Below are 17,823 nucleotides of genomic sequence, written 5' to 3' on the forward strand. Positions count from 1 at the left end.
AAATATCATGCTCCAAATCGTAAAAATACAGTGCCCCTAAGGCACAATGCCTTCCACGCGCTGCCCCACCTGAATATGATGACGCTCAAACCAGCCCTGATTTACCTCTAAGGCAAATTGTGCCGGTGCAGTGGAGCAAACACTACGCTCATCAAGCGCTTGCATATCGAAAATCTCAATAATAGTGGCATCTTTATCCAGATAAGCAATGCTAAGCGGGATGTAGGTATTACGCATCCAAAAGCAGAGGCGCTCTGCTTGCTCAAACACAAAGAGCATACCGCGCTCCTCCTCCATAACATGGCGATGCATTAAACCACGTTGACGGCTTTGATTGGTAGCGGCAATCTCCACTTCTAAGGTACTGTTGCCAAGCCGTAGCAGTTGCGTTGGTAGTTGAGGCGCTGACTCAGTAGAGGCAGCTTGGCTTGTGGCTGGCATCAGCACGCTAGCCAGCATTAGACTAAGACTAAAGAAGAGGGGTTTAATATATCGCATTGACCGCCGACCTATTCCTTTGTAAATTAATCCTAAGTTCAACCACATAACTTGAATTATTCGTGTTTAGACTTCATTTTAAACATCGTATTAAGATAATAGACTACTCTAGTATTTATCGCTTGTTTATTATCGGTGCCGATTTGATTTTTAATTTAGAAAATGTCGACCAATACAGAAATTTATCACGCAGCTAAAAAGCAAAAAGCCAAGCTTAAGCCACCATCTTTTTATCAGGTTTTGATGCATAACGATGATTACACCACCACGGATTTTGTGGTGGAGGTGTTACAGCGGTTTTTTGCCTTAGATATTGAGCGTGCGGTGGCCATTATGCTTAAAGTACATCATGAGGGTAAGGCAGTGTGTGGCGTCTTTAGCCGTGATATTGCCATGACCAAGGTTGAATTGGTTAGGGATTATGCTAGGCAGCATGAGTATCCCTTGCGTTGCAGCTGTGAACCGGTTTAAATAAACGAGTAGCATAGTCAGTAGGTAGCCCTACGTCGACTCAATTTACAGAGGTATATATATGATTTCCCAAGAACTCGAAGTGACGATTCACCTAGCCTTTGTCTCGGCTCGTACGCAACGTCATGAGTTCGTGACAGTTGAGCATTTGCTACTGGCCTTATTGGATAATAATGAGGCGCTTGAGGCTTTGCACGCTTGCCACGCCAATATCCCTTTATTGCAAAAGCAATTACGCAGCTTTATTGAGGATAATACACCCACGCTACCCGAGGGGGATAGCACGGATGCGCAGCCTACGCTTGGCTTTCAGCGGGTGATTCAACGAGCGGTGATGCATGTCAATGCGGTCCAGGGCTCTGCCGCCGATAAAGCCAGACGTCAGGTCACCGGAGCGCATATTTTGGTGTCTTTGTTTTCTGAAAAGGATGCGCATGCGGTTTATTTCTTGCAAGAGCAGGAGATTAATCGCATTGATATTATCGAGTTCCTATCGCACGGCCAAAGCAAGGATAAAGCGAGCAAGGATCCGGCATCGCAGGCCAATGCGCAGGAGGGAGCGGGGGCAGCTGAGGAGGAACAAAGCACGCCCTTGCAGCAGTGGGCGGTTGATTTAAACGAGCTGGCCGAGCAGGGTAAGCTGGATCCGGTATTGGGGCGTGAGCATGAACTCGATAGAGTGGTGCAGGTGCTATGTCGTCGTCGCAAGAATAATCCGCTACTCGTGGGTGAGGCTGGTGTCGGTAAAACTGCCATTGCCGAGGGCTTGGCACAGCGTATTGTCGCTGCCAAGGTACCCGAGATTTTAAAAAGCGCCAAAATTTACTCGCTTGATATGGGTTCCTTGCTTGCTGGCACTAAGTACCGCGGTGATTTTGAGCAACGTATTAAGTCTTTGCTCAAGCAATTAGAGACGATTGATAATTCTATACTCTTTATTGACGAGATTCACACCATGATTGGTGCCGGTTCGACCTCTGGCAGCACCATGGATGCCAGTAATTTACTTAAACCCGCCTTGTCTTCAGGTAAGTTGCGCTGTATGGGTGCGACTACGTACAAGGAGTATCGCGGTATCTTTGCAAAGGATCACGCCTTATCACGCCGCTTCCAAAAAGTTGACGTGGTTGAGCCTACACCTGAGGAAACCATTGATATTCTCAAGGGCTTAAAAACACGCTTTGAGGATTATCACGAAATTCGTTATAGCCAAGCAGCGATTGAAGCGGCGGTGGAGTTATCCGTGCGCTATTTAAATGATCGCTTTTTACCGGATAAAGCCATTGATGTGTTGGATGAAGCCGGTGCCGCTCAGCGTCTATTGCCTAAATCACGCCAGAAAAAGCTCTTAGGTAAGGCCGAGGTGGAAGCCACGATCGCTAGCATGGCACGAATTCCGGTGGCTGCTGTTTCTAATGATGAGCGAGCGAAGTTGCAGGGCTTGGAGTCCGAGCTTAAATCGACGATTTTTGGTCAGGACGATGCAATTGTGGCCCTGGTTTCAGCAATGAAGATGGCGCACTCGGGTTTAGGTAGAGAGGATAAACCAATTGGTTCATTTCTATTTAGCGGTCCAACCGGTGTGGGTAAGACTGAGGTGACTAAGCAACTCGCTCAGAGTTTAGGCATTGAGCTGATACGTTTCGATATGTCTGAGTATATGGAAGCACATGCGGTATCACGCTTAATCGGTGCGCCTCCGGGCTATGTGGGCTACGATGATGGGGGTTTATTAACCGAGCAGATTAATAAGCATCCACACAGCGTGCTGCTACTTGATGAGATAGAAAAAGCCCATCCAGCCATTTACAACATCCTATTGCAAGTGATGGATCACGGTACCTTGACTGACACCAATGGTCGCAAGGCCGATTTCCGTAATGTGGTGATTGTGATGACGACTAACGCCGGTGCGCAGCATCTTAGTAAACGCAGTATCGGTTTTGCTGAGAGCTCGCAGCAGGGTGATGAGATGCAGGAGATTAATCGCACCTTTACACCGGAGTTCCGTAATCGTTTAGATGCCATTATTTCCTTTGCGCCGCTAGACCGTGACATTATTTTGCGGGTGGTTGATAAGTTCTTAATTGAGCTTGAGCAGCAGTTACGCTTAAAGCAGGTTGAGGTGGTGTTTACTGATCGATTGCGAGAGTATTTGGCGCAGCATGGCTTTGACCCGCAAATGGGGGCTCGTCCAATGCACCGCCTGATTCAGGATAAGATCCGCCGCGCCTTGGCTGATGAGTTGCTTTTTGGTCATCTGGCAAATGGCGGTTATGTCAGCGTGGATATTGATGAGGAGGCCAAGGTATTACTTGATTTTGAGCAACCTAAAGTCAGACGACGCAAAAAGGCCGAAGTCGTCGATTAGTAGAGGCGTTTAGAAGCTACCCGGTTATTTGTTTTAGGGCATCTAACCGGGTATTTTTGTTTTTAAAGGCTTATAATTTCTATCTATTCAATTATTTTAATTTTGTCTTATACCATGAAAAAACAATTCATTAGCACGCTCTTAGCATTCAGCCTAGCTGGCGCCGTCAATGCAGAGGTGGTCGTTGGGGTGACTGTCTCCAGCACGGGTCCAGCGGCTGCCATCGGTATTCAATCGCATAATGCGATTAAATTATGGCCTGACACCCTAGGGGGTGAAGCGGCGCGTTATATTGTGTTGGATGATGCGACGGACGTGAGTAAGGCGGTGCGCAATGTACGCAAACTGACGTCTGAAGATGGTATTGACTTACTGGTAGGGCCTAATATTACCGCTGGTGCCTTGGCCATTTTAGATGTGCTGGTGGAAACTAAAACCCCGATGATTTCTTTGGTTGGCTCTGGTTCCGTGGTGCAGCCGGTGAATGAAGGCGGGCGTGAGTGGGCCTACAAAATGTCGCAAAATGATAATCTCATGGCCCAAGCCTTGGTAGAGGATATGCAAAAGCGCGGCTTTAAAACCATTGGCTATATTGGCTACGCTGATGCCTATGGCGATAGTTGGTGGCGTGAGTTTTCCGCAGCAGCCGACGGCAAGCTTGAAATCGTTGCTCGAGAAACTTATCAGCGTACTGATAGCAGTACCATGGGACAGGTGTTAAAGTTGCTCAGCGCTAAGCCAGATGCGATTTTGATTGCCGGTGCTGGTACGCCCACAGTGTTGCCGCAAAAGACCTTAAAAGAGCGTGGTTATGAGGGTCAAATTTATCAAACACATGGTATTGCCACACCTGAATTTTTGCAGGTAGGTGGTGCCGTGGTTGAGGGTACCTTATTCCCTACTGGTCCCAGTGTGGTGGCCCGTACGCTACCGGACGAGCATCCAGCAAAGCAAAAGGCCTTAGACTTTGCTGAAACTTACGAGGCAAGCTATGGTGAGGGTACCGCTACGCAGTTTTCCAGCGACGCGTGGGGCGCGTGGGTGCTAGCGGATTCCGCTGTGGCGCGCACCTTGGCCGAGGGCTTAAAGCCTGGTACCACAGCTTTCCGTGAGGCCTTACGTCAACAGTTAGAGCAGACTAAGGATTTAATTGTACCCACTGGTGTGTTAAATGTGACGCCACAGGACCATCAGGGTTTTGATGCACGTGCAGTGGTGATGGGCCAGGTCAAAGACGGTCAATTTGTGTACGCCGAATAGCTCATTCGACGCCACGGTATTGTTGCGTTACTTAGTAGAGGCAGAGGGTTGTTGACTTTCTGCCTTTGCTTTTTTTGAACGTAGGGTAATGGAGACGATTTCTGATTCTACCCCAATACGCACGGGTAAGCCGCCCCATAAGCCTGCCCCTCGACTAAGGTAGAGGTACATATCGCCAATGTGATAAAGCCCCATCAAATAGCCTTGATTCGCCATTTTAGTGACTAGATTCAGCCCCAGCAGTTGGCCGCCATGGGTATGCCCTGAGAGCTGTAGACTCACGCCTTTAGCGGCATGGCGCTTGGCGTCAGCGGGGCGATGACTCATGAGAATAATCATATCCTCAGCACTAGTCCCCTTAAGGGCTTTATCAATATCCGGCATCTCTTTGCCAAAGCGCTTGGCCACCGGATCCGTAATGGCGGCAAGCACTATTTCATCACTGCCACGGACAATGCGCACATTTTCATTGATTAATACCGGTAAAAACAGCTCTTCTTTAAAGGTTGTTAGCCATTCGTCTAGGCCTGAATAATACTCATGATTGCCTAAGGAGATCCACACCCCATCTTTGGCAGTGATGCTCTTAAAGGGGCGAATATCGCGGTGACGGTGTTGCGGGGTACCGTCAATTAAATCACCAGTGATTAGGATTAAATCGGGATTTTCATGCATGGCGATTCTCAGTGTTTCCTCAAGCCATGATTCCGGCAGTAAGCGACTGGCATGGAGATCGGTGAGATGCACCACCTGATAACCATCAAAGGCGGGGGGCAGTTTATCAAACTCCAATTCCAGATGGGTGACATTGGGAAAACTCACCGCACGCCACACACCGACAGCACACACAAAGGTTGAAAACATCAACATAAAGCTGCTGTTGAGCGGTGATAAGAGCGCACGTCGCACCCGCTCACCTTTATCGAGGGTATAGCTTAAAGCCAGCAGGGTGTCGCGCAACAGTAAGGCAATGGCCAACACCATCATGGAAGCATAGGTCCAACCCATGGTCATGACGATCCAAGCGGGTAACTCTGGCGCCGCTAAGCCGCCGGGGAGCAGTTTTTGGATAAGGTGAATCTGAGACGCGAGCAGTACGATGCCCGCATAGCTCAGCTTAAACCACCAACGTAGCGGCAGTGGGCGTATCAGACGTATATAAATATAAATAAAAAGCAGTAGACCAACGAGGTGAATTAACATTTACATCCTTTTGATAGATTGCTTTGCTGCTTTGCTAAGCGCTTTTTTAGCGGTACTTTTGCGGACAGCGGGGTGTGGTGGTTTGTCCTTGAACTCGCACAGATCACTGATCCCACATTGCCAACATTTGGGTGAGCGCGCCGTACAAACGTATCGGCCATGTAAAATTAACCAATGATGCGCATCTAATAAAAACTCCTTAGGTACCAGGCGCAGTAAGCGTTGCTCCACTTCCAATACGTTTTTGCCTTTGGCAATGCCTGTACGGTTGGAAACTCTGAAAATATGCGTGTCCACCGCCATTGCAATTTCGGAAAAGGCCGTATTAAGCACCACATTGGCGGTTTTACGACCTACGCCCGGCAAGGACTCAAGGGCAGCACGATCATTAGGTACTTCACTGCCATATTGCTCAACTAGAATCTTGGCGGTGGCTAGGGCATTTTTCGCTTTAGTTTTGTAAAGTCCGATGCTTTTAATGGCTTCAGTAAAGCGCTCTAAGCCCATATCCAATAGGTCTTGTGGGGTTTTGACGGTAAGGAATACTGGTTCCATCGCCTTATTAACCGAGACGTCGGTGGCTTGTGCTGATAGTAATACCGCAATTAATAATTGAAAATTATTGTGGAATACCAACTCAGTGGTGGGTTTAGGATTGGCAGCACGAAAACGCTCAAAAATTGCTTGACGTTTTTGTTTATTCATCAGTTCTTATCGTTAGAAGTAGCAACTGCGTTACGGCGTGCCCGTGCTTTAGCTAGGGCAGCGGCAATGGCAGCTTGCTTGGGGTCAGTACGCTCATCTGTCTTGCTGACGGTGTTAGTGAGTTGGGCAGGGCGACTTTGATTTAGACTGCGTGCAGCGGCGGTGGCTAAGCGCTGTTGCTCCGCAGCGGCTTCTTTTTCAAGACGCGCCTCTCGTGCTTGGTAATGTTGCCAAGCGGCGCTTGCATCGTCCTGGGTCCATTGGCGTTGAGCCGGCACCATGCTAATACAGTCGACAGGGCAGGGGGCGACACAGAGTTCACAGCCGGTACAGCGTGAAGCCATAATTGTGTGCATGTATTTATTCGCACCGATAATGGCATCGACTGGACAGGCTTGGATACAGAGGGTACAGCCGATGCAATGACGTTCCTCAATCCGTGCTAGTTGCAATGGCACATGTTCGCCGCATTCCTCCGTATTTAGAGGTAGCGTAGGGCGAGACAAGAGTGCGGCAAGTGCAGCAATGCCGGCTTCACCCCCTGGTGGGCAGCGGTTAATTGCCTCGCCCTCTGCAATGGCTGTCGCATAGGGGAGGCAACCGTCATAACCGCACTTGGTGCATTGGGTTTGAGGTAAAACAGAATGAATTTGTGCGACTAATGGATTCATTGCTTTAGCTTGTTTTGCCTCATGATTGTGCGTTTTTAGGGGCGGCTTTATTAGCAGCTGCTGGACTTGTCTTTGTTGCTGCCTTGGTGGCCGTAGTAGACGCTTGGGTGGAGCGTTGAGCTTCAGCCGGAGGCGTGACCGCCGTGCTTGGCGCAGCTTGTGCTGGGGCAGGCGCTTTGGCACTTTGCTCTACGCCCTCGAGACTGCCTTGTTTAGCGGTCGGGGTGTTGGAGCTGCTTGCTTTCGTTGCCGCCTCGGCCGTTGCTTTCGCTGTGGCAGCGGCTTTCTTCGCAGCGTCAGCACGGGCGCGCGCCTCAGCCGCTTGGCGTGCTTTTGCTTCGGCAGCAGCCTTGGCTTCAGCCTCAGCTTTCGCCGCAGCCTCTGCCTCTGCTTTTTTCTTGACCTCGGCGGCTGCTAATAACTTAGCTTCGGCCTCGGCTGCTTCAAGCGCCTCTTGCTTGGCTTTTTCAATGGCCTCTTCGCGCTCTCGCACTTTCGCTATTTCTGCTTCTTTGGCAGCCTTGCTTGCTGCCCGAGCCGCTTGGCGGGCAGCTGCACGCGCTTTGGCCTCATTTTCTCGGCGAATGGCGATTTCAACTTCCGCTCTTAGGCGTGCCAGTAGCTGCTCCTCTTCATCAATTTGAGCCTCATGAATAAAGTCTGCAACCACAGGGAAAATATGATTACGCCAACGGCTACCGGAGAAAATACCGTAATGACCGCTGCCCTCAGCCACAAAGGCCTTTTTCTTATCTGCTGGGATATTAGGCGTCAGTTCAAGGGCCGCACTGGTTTGACCGATGCCAGTAATATCATCCAGCTCACCTTCAACCGTCAATAAGGCGGTTGCTTTGATGCTGCTAGGATCGATTAAATGATGACCTACATACCAGGTGCCGTTGGGTAAGGCATGATCTTGGAACACGACTTTGACCGTTTGTAAGTAGAACTCTGCCGGTAAATCACACACGGCATTGTACTCATCATAGAAGGTACGGTGCTTTTCTGCTTCGGGTTCATTACCACGCATTAGATCAAGGTAGTACTCGTGGTAGGACTTCAAATGTAAGCGTGGATTCATGGCAATAAAGCCCATCAGCTGCATAAAGCCTGGATAGACTAAACGACCATTACCGGGGTAGCGGGGCGGTACGCGCTGAATCATTTGCGTCTCAAACCAAGCGAGCGAATGGCGGTCGGCCAGGTTATTGACAACCGTCGGTGACTCGCGGGTATCAATCGGTCCACCCATTAAGATCATGCTGAGTGGCACGAGTGGGTCATCTTGTTGAGACATGAGGGAAACCGCACCCATCACTGGCACGGCTGGCTGACACACCGCCATCACGTGTACACGCTTATTGATGGAGTGTAAGAAAGAGATTAAATAGTACACATACTCGTCAAGGTCAAAGGCCCCTTGGTTGACTGGTACCGTACGTGCATCCAACCAATCAGTCACATACACATCAAAATCAGTCAACATACGGCGTACGGTGTCGCGCAACAAGGTCGCATGATGGCCTGAGTAAGGCGCCACAATCAGCACCGAAGGATCGCCGCCAGGGTCTTTGGAGGCACTGCGCTTAAAATGCAATAAATTACAGAAGGGCTTATTAACCAAGGTTTCAATGCTTACCTTAGCCATTTCACCGTTAATTTCAACCTCATCAATCCCCCATTCTGGCTTGGCATACTCCTTGCCAAGCCGGTTAAAGAGATCAAAACGTGCAGCAAAGCGACGTGAACCCGGCACATAGGAATAGGGGCTGAAAGGGTTGGTAAAGGTTTCTGCTACTAGTGACGATGCATAGCTCAAAGGCGACAGCATCAGACGATTCATTTCATAGATGTTGTATAGCATGATTGCTCTCCCCAGCGTGTGCCATAAAAGCCGTCAGCACGAGCGCAAGTTGAAGGTGATGATGATAGAACTACCAGTATTTTTCTACAGCTAAGTTGCCTAAATTACCACGGCGACCGGATTTAAATCCTAACTCGCCCAAGCGCTTACGCGCTTCAGTGGTCATGCCCGGATTGCCGCACAGCATAATGCGTGCGACCTCCGGATCCATCGCATGTCCGGCAAGCTCCGCTAACTCACCACTAACAATTAAGTCAGTGAGACGCTTTTGCGGATAGTCTTGATGTGCTTCGCGCGTCGAAATGGCTAAGTAAACAAAACGATCGCCATATCGCTCCTTGACATCTTGTATCAAGTCAGTATAAGCGAATTCATTAATAAAACGAGTACCATGGCATAAAATCACACGATCGAAGCTTTGCCATGTTTTTTCATCGCCCAGCATGGGTAAAAAGGCGGATAAGCCGGTGCCTGTTGACAGTAACCATAAATCGCCGCCTTGAGGGAATTGATCAATGGTTAAAAAGCCAAAGACCGATTTGTCTATATAAATCGTATCACCGGCTTCTAATTCATAAAGACTGGGACTGAACAGACCGTCGGACACCAAGGTGGCAAAGAACTCAAGCTGTTCATCGTCCGGCTGATTTACCATGGAAAACGCACGCCACGTCATATCCGCAGCGGGTGGTGTTTTTTCATCCTCGTCTAAACCGAGGGCTAGACCTAAGCGTGCGTACTGCCCCGGCTTAAAACTGAACTCAGGACTACGTGTGGTTTTAATTGAGAACAGTTTGCCTGGAACCCAGATCTTTTTATCTACAACAGTCTGGACGGTATAAGGTAAATCAGAAATTTCAGTCATTGCGATGTCATTATCTTTCTAAATATTGTAGTTTATTCTCAACCCCGTTCCACTCGTCCGCATCAGGCAAGGGCTCACGGGTACGGGTAATGGAGGTAAATAAGGGCGTCAACTCAGCGTTTAACTGGATAAAGTGGACTTGATCCTCGGGTACATCCTCCTCCGCAAAAATTGCATTTGCCGGACACTCGGGGACACAGACCGCACAGTCAATGCACTCATCTGGATCAATCACTAAGAAGTTAGGACCCTCTAAGAAACAGTCCACAGGACAGACGTCCACACAGTCGGTGTATTTACACTTAATACAGTTTTCAGTTACTACATGTGTCATGATGAAGACAACTCCAAATAAAATCGGGCGATAAAAAGCGCACCCTTTAGAATAACGTTATTTTAACCAATCCTAAGCACTGAAGTGTTGAAAACCCTTTACTGTGATAATGTATTGAATAATTGTGCTTTTTATCGGATAAGAAATGATTATTAATTCATTATTGGACACGGATTTATATAAATTCAGCATGATGCAGGTGGTATTACATCAGTTCCCGGCCGCTCATGCAGAGTATCGTTTCAAGTGTCGTAACGACAATGTGAATTTACGTCCCTACATTGATGAGATCCGAGAGGAGGTCAGGCATTTATGCAGCCTGCGTTTTAAGCAAGATGAGCTTGATTATTTGCGCAGTTTACGCTTTATTAAGTCGGATTTTGTGGATTTTCTCGGCTTGTTTCAGCTCTCCGAGCGTCATTTCTTTATCGGCGAGGGTGACTCACCTAATGAGATCTCGATTGAGGCAAAGGGGCCTTGGTTACATACCATCCTTTTTGAGATCCCAGTCCTTGCCATTGTAAACGAGGTCTATTTTCGTAATAACTACCCAAGCATGGATTTGGCGGAGGGGCGACGCCGTCTACAAAGTAAAATTGAGCAGGTGCATGCCTTTGACCCAGAGGCGGCGTTTTTTCGATTGGCGGAGTACGGTACACGGCGTCGTTTTTCTCGTGAATGGCATTATGAAGTGGTCAGAACCTTGTGTGAGCAGATGGGCCAATGCTTTGTGGGTACCAGTAATGTGCTACTGGCGCGCGAGTATGACACCTTGCCCTTAGGTACCATGGGGCATGAGTATTTGCAGGCGTGTCAGGCATTGGGGCCGCGCTTACGTGATTCGCAGATATTTGCCTTTGAGCGTTGGGCCCGAGAGTATCGTGGTGACCTAGGGATTGCCTTATCCGATGTCTATGGTTTAGATGCGTTTTTACGTGATTTTGATCTCTATTTTTGTAAGCTCTTCGACGGAGCGCGGCATGATTCAGGCGACCCCTTTGAATGGGGTGAGCGCATGCTGGCTCACTATCAATCGCATCGTGTAGACCCTAAAAATAAATCCTTAATTTTCTCCGATGGTTTGGATATCCCTTTAGCCATGAAAATCGCCGAGCGCTTTAAGGACCGCTGCAAAACCTCCTTTGGTATTGGCACGAATTTGACGAATGATATGGGCGTGCCGGCCTTACAGATTGTGATGAAGATGGTGCGTTGCAATGGTCAACCGGTGGCTAAGATTTCCGATGAGCCTAGCAAGACCATGTGTGATGATCCAGCCTATTTGGCTTATTTACGGCATGTGTTTAATATGCCGACACCCGATGAGGCTGCCACCATTGCAAGAGATCCGGGTTAAGCGCCTAGGTTGAGATAAGCGCCATCAGGGTGGCGCCTATTTCCTCAGCCTGAGCGACCTGCGCTACACCGAGTTGCTTGGGCGCTAGGATTTGCGCTTGGCTTGCTGCCGCTGTGTTTAGAATAATGGCAGGCACCGCCTCATTTAAGCGCCATCCTCTGCAAATACGTTGTAGTTGCTTCAGCGCAGCCGTGCCATCCGTACCCGCAGCGATAATGGCACTATAGTAGCGCCCCTCGATCTGCCCCAGTAGTGGATAGTAGTAATGGTCAAAAAACTCCTTCATTTGACCACTTAAGCTAGCGAGATTTTCTGGCGCACAAAATAAATAGGCGTGTGCACTGAGTAGCTCCGCCAAGCTCACCTCAGCCGCCTTTTTTACTAGCAGTTGGTACGGCGTATCATCCATACTCGCTAACTCATCAATCAATGCCTCAGCGGCTGCCGCTGCCGCCTTTGCCGCCTGCTCGGAGGCGCCCGTGCGGCTGTGCCAAATAATGAGTAGCGTTTTATGTTTAGTTTGCATCGGCAACTCCATGCTAAGGGGCAGTGTGATGAAATATCAAAGCCTTTTCAATAATCTCGGTTGCAACCATTGTAAGCGGTACAATAGTTATCATGGTAATGCATTACCGCCATGGTTAATGACCCTGGTGCATAAGTATATAGCCTAAGTTTATCAATCCTTATTGTAGACTGATGGCTTGCAGTAGCAAACTACATTCATTGATCCATTTTTTAAGTAATCTACATGATTAAAAAAGTGCTTGCAGGTGAGGATGACCACCATTTTAGTGAGTCTTGGTTAAGCCCTATTTATGAAGACTTGACTGAGGAAGACGCAGCGAAACTACGGCTGGCGATTGAGTGGGCTGAAAAGCGTCTCACTGGCAAGTCCATGTTTACGACTGAGCCTTGTGTGCGTCATGCCAAAGGCGTATTGCACTCCTTATCCTTGTTGCAAATGGATGTGACCTCAATGATTGCCGGTATCTTGGCTTCATTGCCGAGCGAGCCGGATCCAAAGCAAGCACACGAGATTCGCCAAGAAATTTTGGCGCTTTTTGGGCTAGAGGTGCTGAATTTAGTCCAAGGCACTCGTACCTTAATTCGTATTGGGGCTCAAGCCACGCTGGCTGAAAAAAAAGACAGTGAGCAAGTGCAGGATCAGCAGGAGATGTTGCGTAAGATGCTGCTGGCTCTGGCTAGTGATTTGCGCATTGTCATCTTGCGTTTGGCTTCACGCCTACAGACCTTACGTTGGTATAGTGACTCCAAGCGACCATGTCCACTGATATTGGCTCAACAAACGCGTGATATTTATGCTCCCTTAGCTAATCGCTTGGGGATCTGGCAGATTAAATGGGAGCTAGAAGATCTTTCCTTCCGTTTTTTAGAGCCGGCAATTTATCGTGATATTGCCAATAAATTAGAGGTGCGCCGGACTGAGCGTGAGGAATTGGTGCAGCGCTTTATTGATAAGCTCAATACCAATCTGCAGCAGCTTAATATTCATTCTGAAGTGACGGGGCGAGCGAAGCACATCTACAGTATTTACAATAAAATGCGCAATAAAAATCTCTCGTTCGAGGAGATTTATGATTTACAGGCGATACGTATTATCACCGAGACCGAGCGTGATTGTTATACCGTATTATCATTGACGCATTCATTGTGGACCCCGGTGATGGATGAGTTTGATGACTATATCGCCCGTCCTAAACCCAATGGTTATCGCTCTCTGCATACGGTGGTGCAGGACGAAAGCGGACGTAATTTTGAAGTGCAAATTCGCACCCACGAAATGCATCAGTTTGCCGAATACGGTATGGCAGCACATTGGCGCTACAAGGAATCCGGCGCCAAAGGGGGCGAAACCACGGCATCTAGTCTTTACGATCGGCAGATTTCTTGGATGCGGCAGTTATTGTCGTGGCGTCGTGAAGAGGGTATTTCTGAACAAGAGGCCACGCAACTACAAGAGCAGGTCTTGGCGGCAGGTGATACGGACGAGGTGCTGTCGCTTGAGCCTGCGGCAAGCACTAGCAGTACGGCAAAGGCAGCCACCACCGATACCCCTAAAAGTAAAGAGGCCAAGCCAGTTAAGGCAGCGCTTGACAAAGACAGCGAAGCGCCTGAGGCGGCGCCGGCACGGATTTATGTACTAACTCCGCAAGCACGAGTGATTGAGTTGCCTGAGGGAAGTACGCCGGTTGACTTTGCCTATCGCTTGCATACTGATTTAGGGCACCGTTGCCGAGGCGCCAGGGTCGACGGCCAGCTAGTGTCTCTTAATACGCCTTTACAAACCGGGCAAACGGTGGAGATTATAGCGGCTAAATCAGGTGGTCCTTCACGCGATTGGTTAAATCCGCAATTGGCTTATCTGGCCAGTCCGAGAGCCCGTGCCAAAGTGCGTCTTTGGTTTAATGCCATTGAATTGCAAAAACGCATTGTGAGCGGTCAGGAATTGGTTGAAAAGGAATTGCAGCGTCTCGGCAAGACCGCCACCAATCTTGAGCACTTAGCTGAAAAGCTGGGCTTTAGCCAAGCTGAGGATCTCTTTGTGGCGGTGGCAAAGGATGAGTATAGCCTTAGAAATATCGGCTTAGCCTTTACCGAGCCTGAAGCGGTGGGACCAGATGATGAGGTGCTAGCGCGACTCCAATATAGCCACAGTCAGAGTGATAGTAAAAACGGTGTCTTAGTGGTTGGGGTGGATTCATTGCTGACGCAATTAGCACGTTGTTGCCATCCTGTGCCGCCGGATAAGATTCATGGTTTTATTACCCGTGGTCGTGGTGTGACCATTCACCGTGAGGGCTGCCCAAGTCTTAAGGCGTTACAGCTAAAGTATCCAGAGCGAATTATTGAGGTAGATTGGGGTAATACGGCGGACCGTATTTACCCGGTCAATATCGCCGTGAGCGCCTCCGATCGCCCTGGTTTGATTCGAGATATTACCGAGCTTTTTGCTAAGCACAAAATGAATGTTGCCGCTTTAAATACACAAAGCCGTCAAGGGGTGGTGAATTTATTATTTACCGTTGAGATTAAAGACGGTGAGCAAGTGCCTAAGGTTGTGAATGCCATTGCGGAAATGCCTGAAGTGCATTCTGTGAATCGTTCTTAGTCTGAAATATCTTCGGGCAATTTAGGTTAAAATCAAGAGTTTATATGAATACGATGAATCTGCGGAGGTCTCTTGAGAGAGTATAACTATCCTGATGCATCAGGACATTTCGGGCGGTTTGGCGGTCGTTTTGTGGCCGAGACCTTAGTGCACGCCTTGGATGAACTAAAGGAAGCCTATGCTAAATACAAGGATGATCCCGATTTTCTAGCTGAATTTCATTATGAATTAAAGCATTTTGTCGGTCGTCCTAGCCCCGTGTACCACGCTAAGCGCTGGTCAGAGATCTTGGGTGGTGCGCAAATCTGGTTCAAACGTGAGGATTTAAATCACACCGGAGCGCATAAGATTAATAATTGTATCGGTCAGATTTTACTCGCCCGTCGTATGGGCAAGACGCGCATTATCGCTGAGACTGGTGCTGGTCAGCACGGCGTCGCTACCGCTACCGTTGCCGCTCGTTATGGCTTAGAGTGCGTGGTCTATATGGGCGCCGAGGATGTACGTCGGCAAGCGCTTAACGTCTACCGCATGAAGCTGTTAGGCGCTACTGTGGTGCCTGTCGATAGCGGTTCCAAGACGCTTAAGGATGCCTTAAACGAAGCCATGCGTGACTGGGTGACGAATGTCGATAATACTTTCTATATTATCGGTACGGTTGCTGGCCCCATGCCTTATCCAGAGATGGTGCGTGATTTCCAATGCGTGATTGGGCGTGAAGCGATTGAGCAGATGCAGGAAGCGGCTGGTCGTCAGCCCGACGTGGTGACAGCGGCTGTGGGTGGCGGTTCGAATGCGATCGGTATTTTCCATCCCTACCTGAGTAATGAGCATGTGCGCTTAGTCGGGGTTGAGGCAGGCGGTAAGGGGGTCGATACCAAGCTCCACTCAGCCTCGATTAATGCTGGGCAAGTTGGTGTGCTGCATGGTAATCGCACCATGGTGATTCAGGATGAAAATGGTCAGGTACAAGGCACCCATTCTATTTCTGCGGGTTTAGACTATCCCGGCGTGGGCCCTGAACATGCCTTATTAAAAGAGCTTGGTTTGGCGAGCTATGAAATCGTTAATGACGACGAAGCCATTCAGGCTTTCCATGATTGTTGTGCGATTGAGGGCATTATTCCGGCTTTAGAGTCTTCGCACGCATTAGCGTATGCGGCGCGTATCGCACCGCAAATGGCGCAGAATCAGATCATTTTGGTGAATTTATCTGGTCGTGGCGACAAGGATATTCACACCGTTGCCGACTATGGCAATATCCAGTTGTAGTAGGGGCAATACATGTCTATTAAACGAATTGATGAGGCTTTTGCACGTTGTGGCGAGCGCACGGCATTAATCCCTTTTATTACTTGCGGTGACCCGAGTGCTGAAGCCACGCTGGCGATGATGCATGCGATGGTTAAAAGTGGCGTGGATGTGATTGAATTGGGTGTGCCTTTTTCCGATCCAATGGCTGACGGTAAGGTGATTCAATTAGCCACCGAGCGGGCGATTGCTAATGGCATGACGCTTAAAGGGGTGATTGAGGTGGTGCGCCGCTTCCGTGAGGATAATCAGCATACGCCCATTGTGTTTATGGGTTACGCTAATCCGATTGAAGCGATGGGCTGGGAGCAATTTACGCAAGCGGCGGCAGAGGCCGGTGTGGATGGTGTGCTAATCGTGGATTATCCACCCGAGGAGTTCGCTGAGGTAGCGCCTTATTTTGAAACGGCTGAGTTGGCACCAATTTTCTTGATTGCACCGACTTCAACGGATGAACGTATTAAAAAGGTCGGTGAAATTGCCAAGGGTTATGTATACTATGTGTCACTTAAGGGGGTGACAGGCTCCGGCGCTTTAGATACGGATGATGTTAAAATCAAGGTTCAAAATATCAAGCGCTTTGTTAATATTCCCGTCGGTGTGGGCTTCGGGATACAGGACGTTGACAGTGCTCGCGCCATTGCTGCCGTGGCAGATGCGGTGGTGATTGGCAGTAAGTTAATTACGACCGTACAGGATGCACTAGCGGGACAAGCTGAGGAGCGTCATGCCGAGTTGGCCGCTGCCGCTGCGGGCGCTTGGTTAGCCGATATTCGCCAAGGCCTTGATACATTAGAAAAAGAGTAATATTCATGAGTTGGTTAGATAAGATTTTACCCCCGCGAATTAATCGCGAAGATAAAAATACTAAACGCGTCCCCGAGGGTGTTTGGGTTAAGTGTCCAAGCTGTGACTCGGCACTTTATAGTGATGAGCTAAAAAAGGCCCTGAATGTGTGCCCTAATTGTGGTCACCATATGCGTCTTAATGCCCGTGCCCGGATTGATTCTTTATTGGATCCCGAGGGCAGGGTAAAGATTGGTGAGCATTTACGCTCCGCCGATCCGCTGAAGTTTAAAGACTCTCGCCGCTATACCGAGCGTCTCAGTGAGGCGGTTAAAGACACCAAGGAAAGTGATGCGCTGGTGGTAGTGGGCGGCACCATTATGCGGATGCCGGCAACCCTTGCTTGTTTTGAATTCGGCTTTATGGGCGGTTCAATGGGCTCGGTGGTGGGTGAGCTATTTGTGCGCGGGGTCCAGCATGCGATTGAAAATCGCACTGCCTTTGTCTGTGTCAGTGCCTCCGGTGGGGCGCGTATGCAGGAGAGCTTGTTTTCGCTGATGCAAATGGCCAAGACCAATGCGATGTTAACTCGTTTGTCTGAGGCAGGCCTACCTTTTATCAGCATTCTGACCGATCCGACCATGGGTGGTGTGTCCGCTAGCTTTGCGTTTATGGGTGATGTGGTGCTGGCTGAGCCTAATGCTTTGGTGGGTTTTGCTGGTCCACGGGTGATTGAGCAGACAGTGCGTGAGCAATTGCCTGAGGGCTTCCAGCGTGCCGAGTTCCTGCTGCAAAAGGGTGCCTTAGATATGGTGGTGCATCGTAAGGAGATGCGCGAAACAGTTGCCCATCTGATTGCTTTATTAACCCAAAAGTCTGAACAGGCAGTGGGCGAATAGCCCGTCATTTTTTGTACGGATAGTGTAAAGGCCGGGATGCTTGTGTATCTCGGCCTTTTTAGTGTTTGCCCAGCGAGGTTGGCAAACCCGACAGG

At 49.1% G+C, this 17,823-nt stretch carries 15 protein-coding genes and 1 pseudogene; 8 read left to right on the forward strand and 8 right to left on the reverse strand.

From position 1 onward, the window contains the following. Positions 1 to 36 precede the first annotated feature (36 nt). On the reverse strand, positions 37 to 498 hold the full coding sequence (locus HMPREF3144_RS10370) for a DUF192 domain-containing protein (RefSeq protein ID WP_070477801.1): 462 nt from the start codon (positions 496 to 498) through the stop codon (positions 37 to 39). A 162-nt stretch (positions 499 to 660) separates the two neighbouring features. Here HMPREF3144_RS10370 and clpS point away from each other — a divergent pair, with 162 nt between their 5' ends. The 3 genes from clpS to HMPREF3144_RS10385 all read left to right on the forward strand — a co-directional run bounded on the left by clpS (position 661) and on the right by HMPREF3144_RS10385 (position 4,600). Next, positions 661 to 969 carry an ATP-dependent Clp protease adapter ClpS gene (clpS, locus tag HMPREF3144_RS10375; protein WP_018026961.1) on the forward strand — a complete coding sequence of 103 codons (309 nt, stop codon included), beginning with the start codon at positions 661 to 663 and terminating at the stop codon, positions 967 to 969. Between the two features lie 61 nt (positions 970 to 1,030). Then, complete coding sequence (gene clpA / locus HMPREF3144_RS10380; protein ID WP_070477803.1) at positions 1,031 to 3,340, forward strand: ATP-dependent Clp protease ATP-binding subunit ClpA; 2,310 nt, start codon at positions 1,031 to 1,033, stop codon at positions 3,338 to 3,340. Between the two features lie 114 nt (positions 3,341 to 3,454). After that, positions 3,455 to 4,600, forward strand: coding sequence for an ABC transporter substrate-binding protein (locus HMPREF3144_RS10385; RefSeq protein ID WP_070477822.1), 1,146 nt, complete (start codon positions 3,455 to 3,457; stop codon positions 4,598 to 4,600). Positions 4,601 to 4,627: 27 nt separating this feature from the next. Here HMPREF3144_RS10385 and HMPREF3144_RS10390 read toward each other — a convergent pair whose 3' ends face one another. The 6 genes and pseudogenes from HMPREF3144_RS10390 to fdxA form a co-directional block, all read right to left on the reverse strand. After that, positions 4,628 to 5,803: a metallophosphoesterase gene (locus tag HMPREF3144_RS10390; RefSeq protein ID WP_070477806.1), complete on the reverse strand. Its 1,176-nt coding sequence runs from the start codon at positions 5,801 to 5,803 to the stop codon at positions 4,628 to 4,630. Beyond that, entirely contained in the window at positions 5,804 to 6,508 is a 705-nt protein-coding gene (gene nth, locus HMPREF3144_RS10395) for an endonuclease III (protein ID WP_070477808.1), read from the reverse strand. Further along, on the reverse strand, positions 6,508 to 7,179 hold the full coding sequence (gene rsxB / locus HMPREF3144_RS10400; protein ID WP_070477810.1) for an electron transport complex subunit RsxB: 672 nt from the start codon (positions 7,177 to 7,179) through the stop codon (positions 6,508 to 6,510). Before rsxB ends, nth begins: the two co-directional genes overlap by 1 nt. Before the next feature lie 643 nt (positions 7,180 to 7,822). Beyond that, positions 7,823 to 9,043, reverse strand: a pseudogene (locus tag HMPREF3144_RS10405) (polyhydroxyalkanoate depolymerase); the annotation flags it as partial. A 70-nt stretch (positions 9,044 to 9,113) separates the two neighbouring features. Further along, positions 9,114 to 9,899 carry a ferredoxin--NADP reductase gene (locus HMPREF3144_RS10410; RefSeq protein WP_371441271.1) on the reverse strand — a complete coding sequence of 262 codons (786 nt, stop codon included), beginning with the start codon at positions 9,897 to 9,899 and terminating at the stop codon, positions 9,114 to 9,116. Positions 9,900 to 9,918: 19 nt separating this feature from the next. Beyond that, entirely contained in the window at positions 9,919 to 10,242 is a 324-nt protein-coding gene (fdxA, locus tag HMPREF3144_RS10415; protein ID WP_026156897.1) for a ferredoxin FdxA, read from the reverse strand. A gap of 145 nt (positions 10,243 to 10,387) precedes the next feature. On the opposite strand from fdxA, the gene pncB reads away from it, so the two are divergent. Continuing rightward, positions 10,388 to 11,599, forward strand: coding sequence for a nicotinate phosphoribosyltransferase (pncB, locus tag HMPREF3144_RS10420; RefSeq protein WP_070477814.1), 1,212 nt, complete (start codon positions 10,388 to 10,390; stop codon positions 11,597 to 11,599). A gap of 4 nt (positions 11,600 to 11,603) precedes the next feature. Here pncB and HMPREF3144_RS10425 read toward each other — a convergent pair whose 3' ends face one another. Beyond that, positions 11,604 to 12,125, reverse strand: a complete 522-nt coding sequence (locus tag HMPREF3144_RS10425) for an NAD(P)H-dependent oxidoreductase (protein ID WP_070477816.1) — start codon at positions 12,123 to 12,125, stop codon at positions 11,604 to 11,606. A gap of 225 nt (positions 12,126 to 12,350) precedes the next feature. On the opposite strand from HMPREF3144_RS10425, the gene HMPREF3144_RS10430 reads away from it, so the two are divergent. The 4 genes from HMPREF3144_RS10430 to accD all read left to right on the forward strand — a co-directional run bounded on the left by HMPREF3144_RS10430 (position 12,351) and on the right by accD (position 17,728). Beyond that, complete coding sequence (locus HMPREF3144_RS10430; protein ID WP_210394314.1) at positions 12,351 to 14,732, forward strand: RelA/SpoT family protein; 2,382 nt, start codon at positions 12,351 to 12,353, stop codon at positions 14,730 to 14,732. A 72-nt stretch (positions 14,733 to 14,804) separates the two neighbouring features. Beyond that, complete coding sequence (trpB, locus tag HMPREF3144_RS10435) at positions 14,805 to 16,004, forward strand: tryptophan synthase subunit beta (protein ID WP_048767091.1); 1,200 nt, start codon at positions 14,805 to 14,807, stop codon at positions 16,002 to 16,004. Between the two features lie 12 nt (positions 16,005 to 16,016). Beyond that, on the forward strand, positions 16,017 to 16,850 hold the full coding sequence (gene trpA / locus HMPREF3144_RS10440) for a tryptophan synthase subunit alpha (RefSeq protein ID WP_070477818.1): 834 nt from the start codon (positions 16,017 to 16,019) through the stop codon (positions 16,848 to 16,850). A gap of 5 nt (positions 16,851 to 16,855) precedes the next feature. After that, positions 16,856 to 17,728, forward strand: coding sequence for an acetyl-CoA carboxylase, carboxyltransferase subunit beta (gene accD, locus HMPREF3144_RS10445; protein ID WP_018026975.1), 873 nt, complete (start codon positions 16,856 to 16,858; stop codon positions 17,726 to 17,728). Positions 17,729 to 17,823 lie beyond the last annotated feature (95 nt).

This window comes from Oligella sp. HMSC05A10 (genome assembly GCF_001808335.1).
Classification (GTDB): Bacteria; Pseudomonadota; Gammaproteobacteria; order Burkholderiales; family Burkholderiaceae_B; genus Oligella; species Oligella urethralis.

Bases quoted from the DNA above. Each gene is read 5' to 3' on its own strand.
- HMPREF3144_RS10370 (WP_070477801.1), bottom strand. From the start codon at position 498: ATGCGATATATTAAACCCCTCTTCTTTAGTCTTAGTCTAATGCTGGCT.
- clpS (WP_018026961.1), top strand. From the start codon at position 661: ATGTCGACCAATACAGAAATTTATCACGCAGCTAAAAAGCAAAAAGCC.
- clpA (WP_070477803.1), top strand. From the start codon at position 1,031: ATGATTTCCCAAGAACTCGAAGTGACGATTCACCTAGCCTTTGTCTCG.
- HMPREF3144_RS10385 (WP_070477822.1), top strand. From the start codon at position 3,455: ATGAAAAAACAATTCATTAGCACGCTCTTAGCATTCAGCCTAGCTGGC.
- HMPREF3144_RS10390 (WP_070477806.1), bottom strand. From the start codon at position 5,803: ATGTTAATTCACCTCGTTGGTCTACTGCTTTTTATTTATATTTATATA.
- nth (WP_070477808.1), bottom strand. From the start codon at position 6,508: ATGAATAAACAAAAACGTCAAGCAATTTTTGAGCGTTTTCGTGCTGCC.
- rsxB (WP_070477810.1), bottom strand. From the start codon at position 7,179: ATGAATCCATTAGTCGCACAAATTCATTCTGTTTTACCTCAAACCCAA.
- fdxA (WP_026156897.1), bottom strand. From the start codon at position 10,242: ATGACACATGTAGTAACTGAAAACTGTATTAAGTGTAAATACACCGAC.
- pncB (WP_070477814.1), top strand. From the start codon at position 10,388: ATGATTATTAATTCATTATTGGACACGGATTTATATAAATTCAGCATG.
- HMPREF3144_RS10425 (WP_070477816.1), bottom strand. From the start codon at position 12,125: ATGCAAACTAAACATAAAACGCTACTCATTATTTGGCACAGCCGCACG.
- HMPREF3144_RS10430 (WP_210394314.1), top strand. From the start codon at position 12,351: ATGATTAAAAAAGTGCTTGCAGGTGAGGATGACCACCATTTTAGTGAG.
- trpA (WP_070477818.1), top strand. From the start codon at position 16,017: ATGTCTATTAAACGAATTGATGAGGCTTTTGCACGTTGTGGCGAGCGC.
- accD (WP_018026975.1), top strand. From the start codon at position 16,856: ATGAGTTGGTTAGATAAGATTTTACCCCCGCGAATTAATCGCGAAGAT.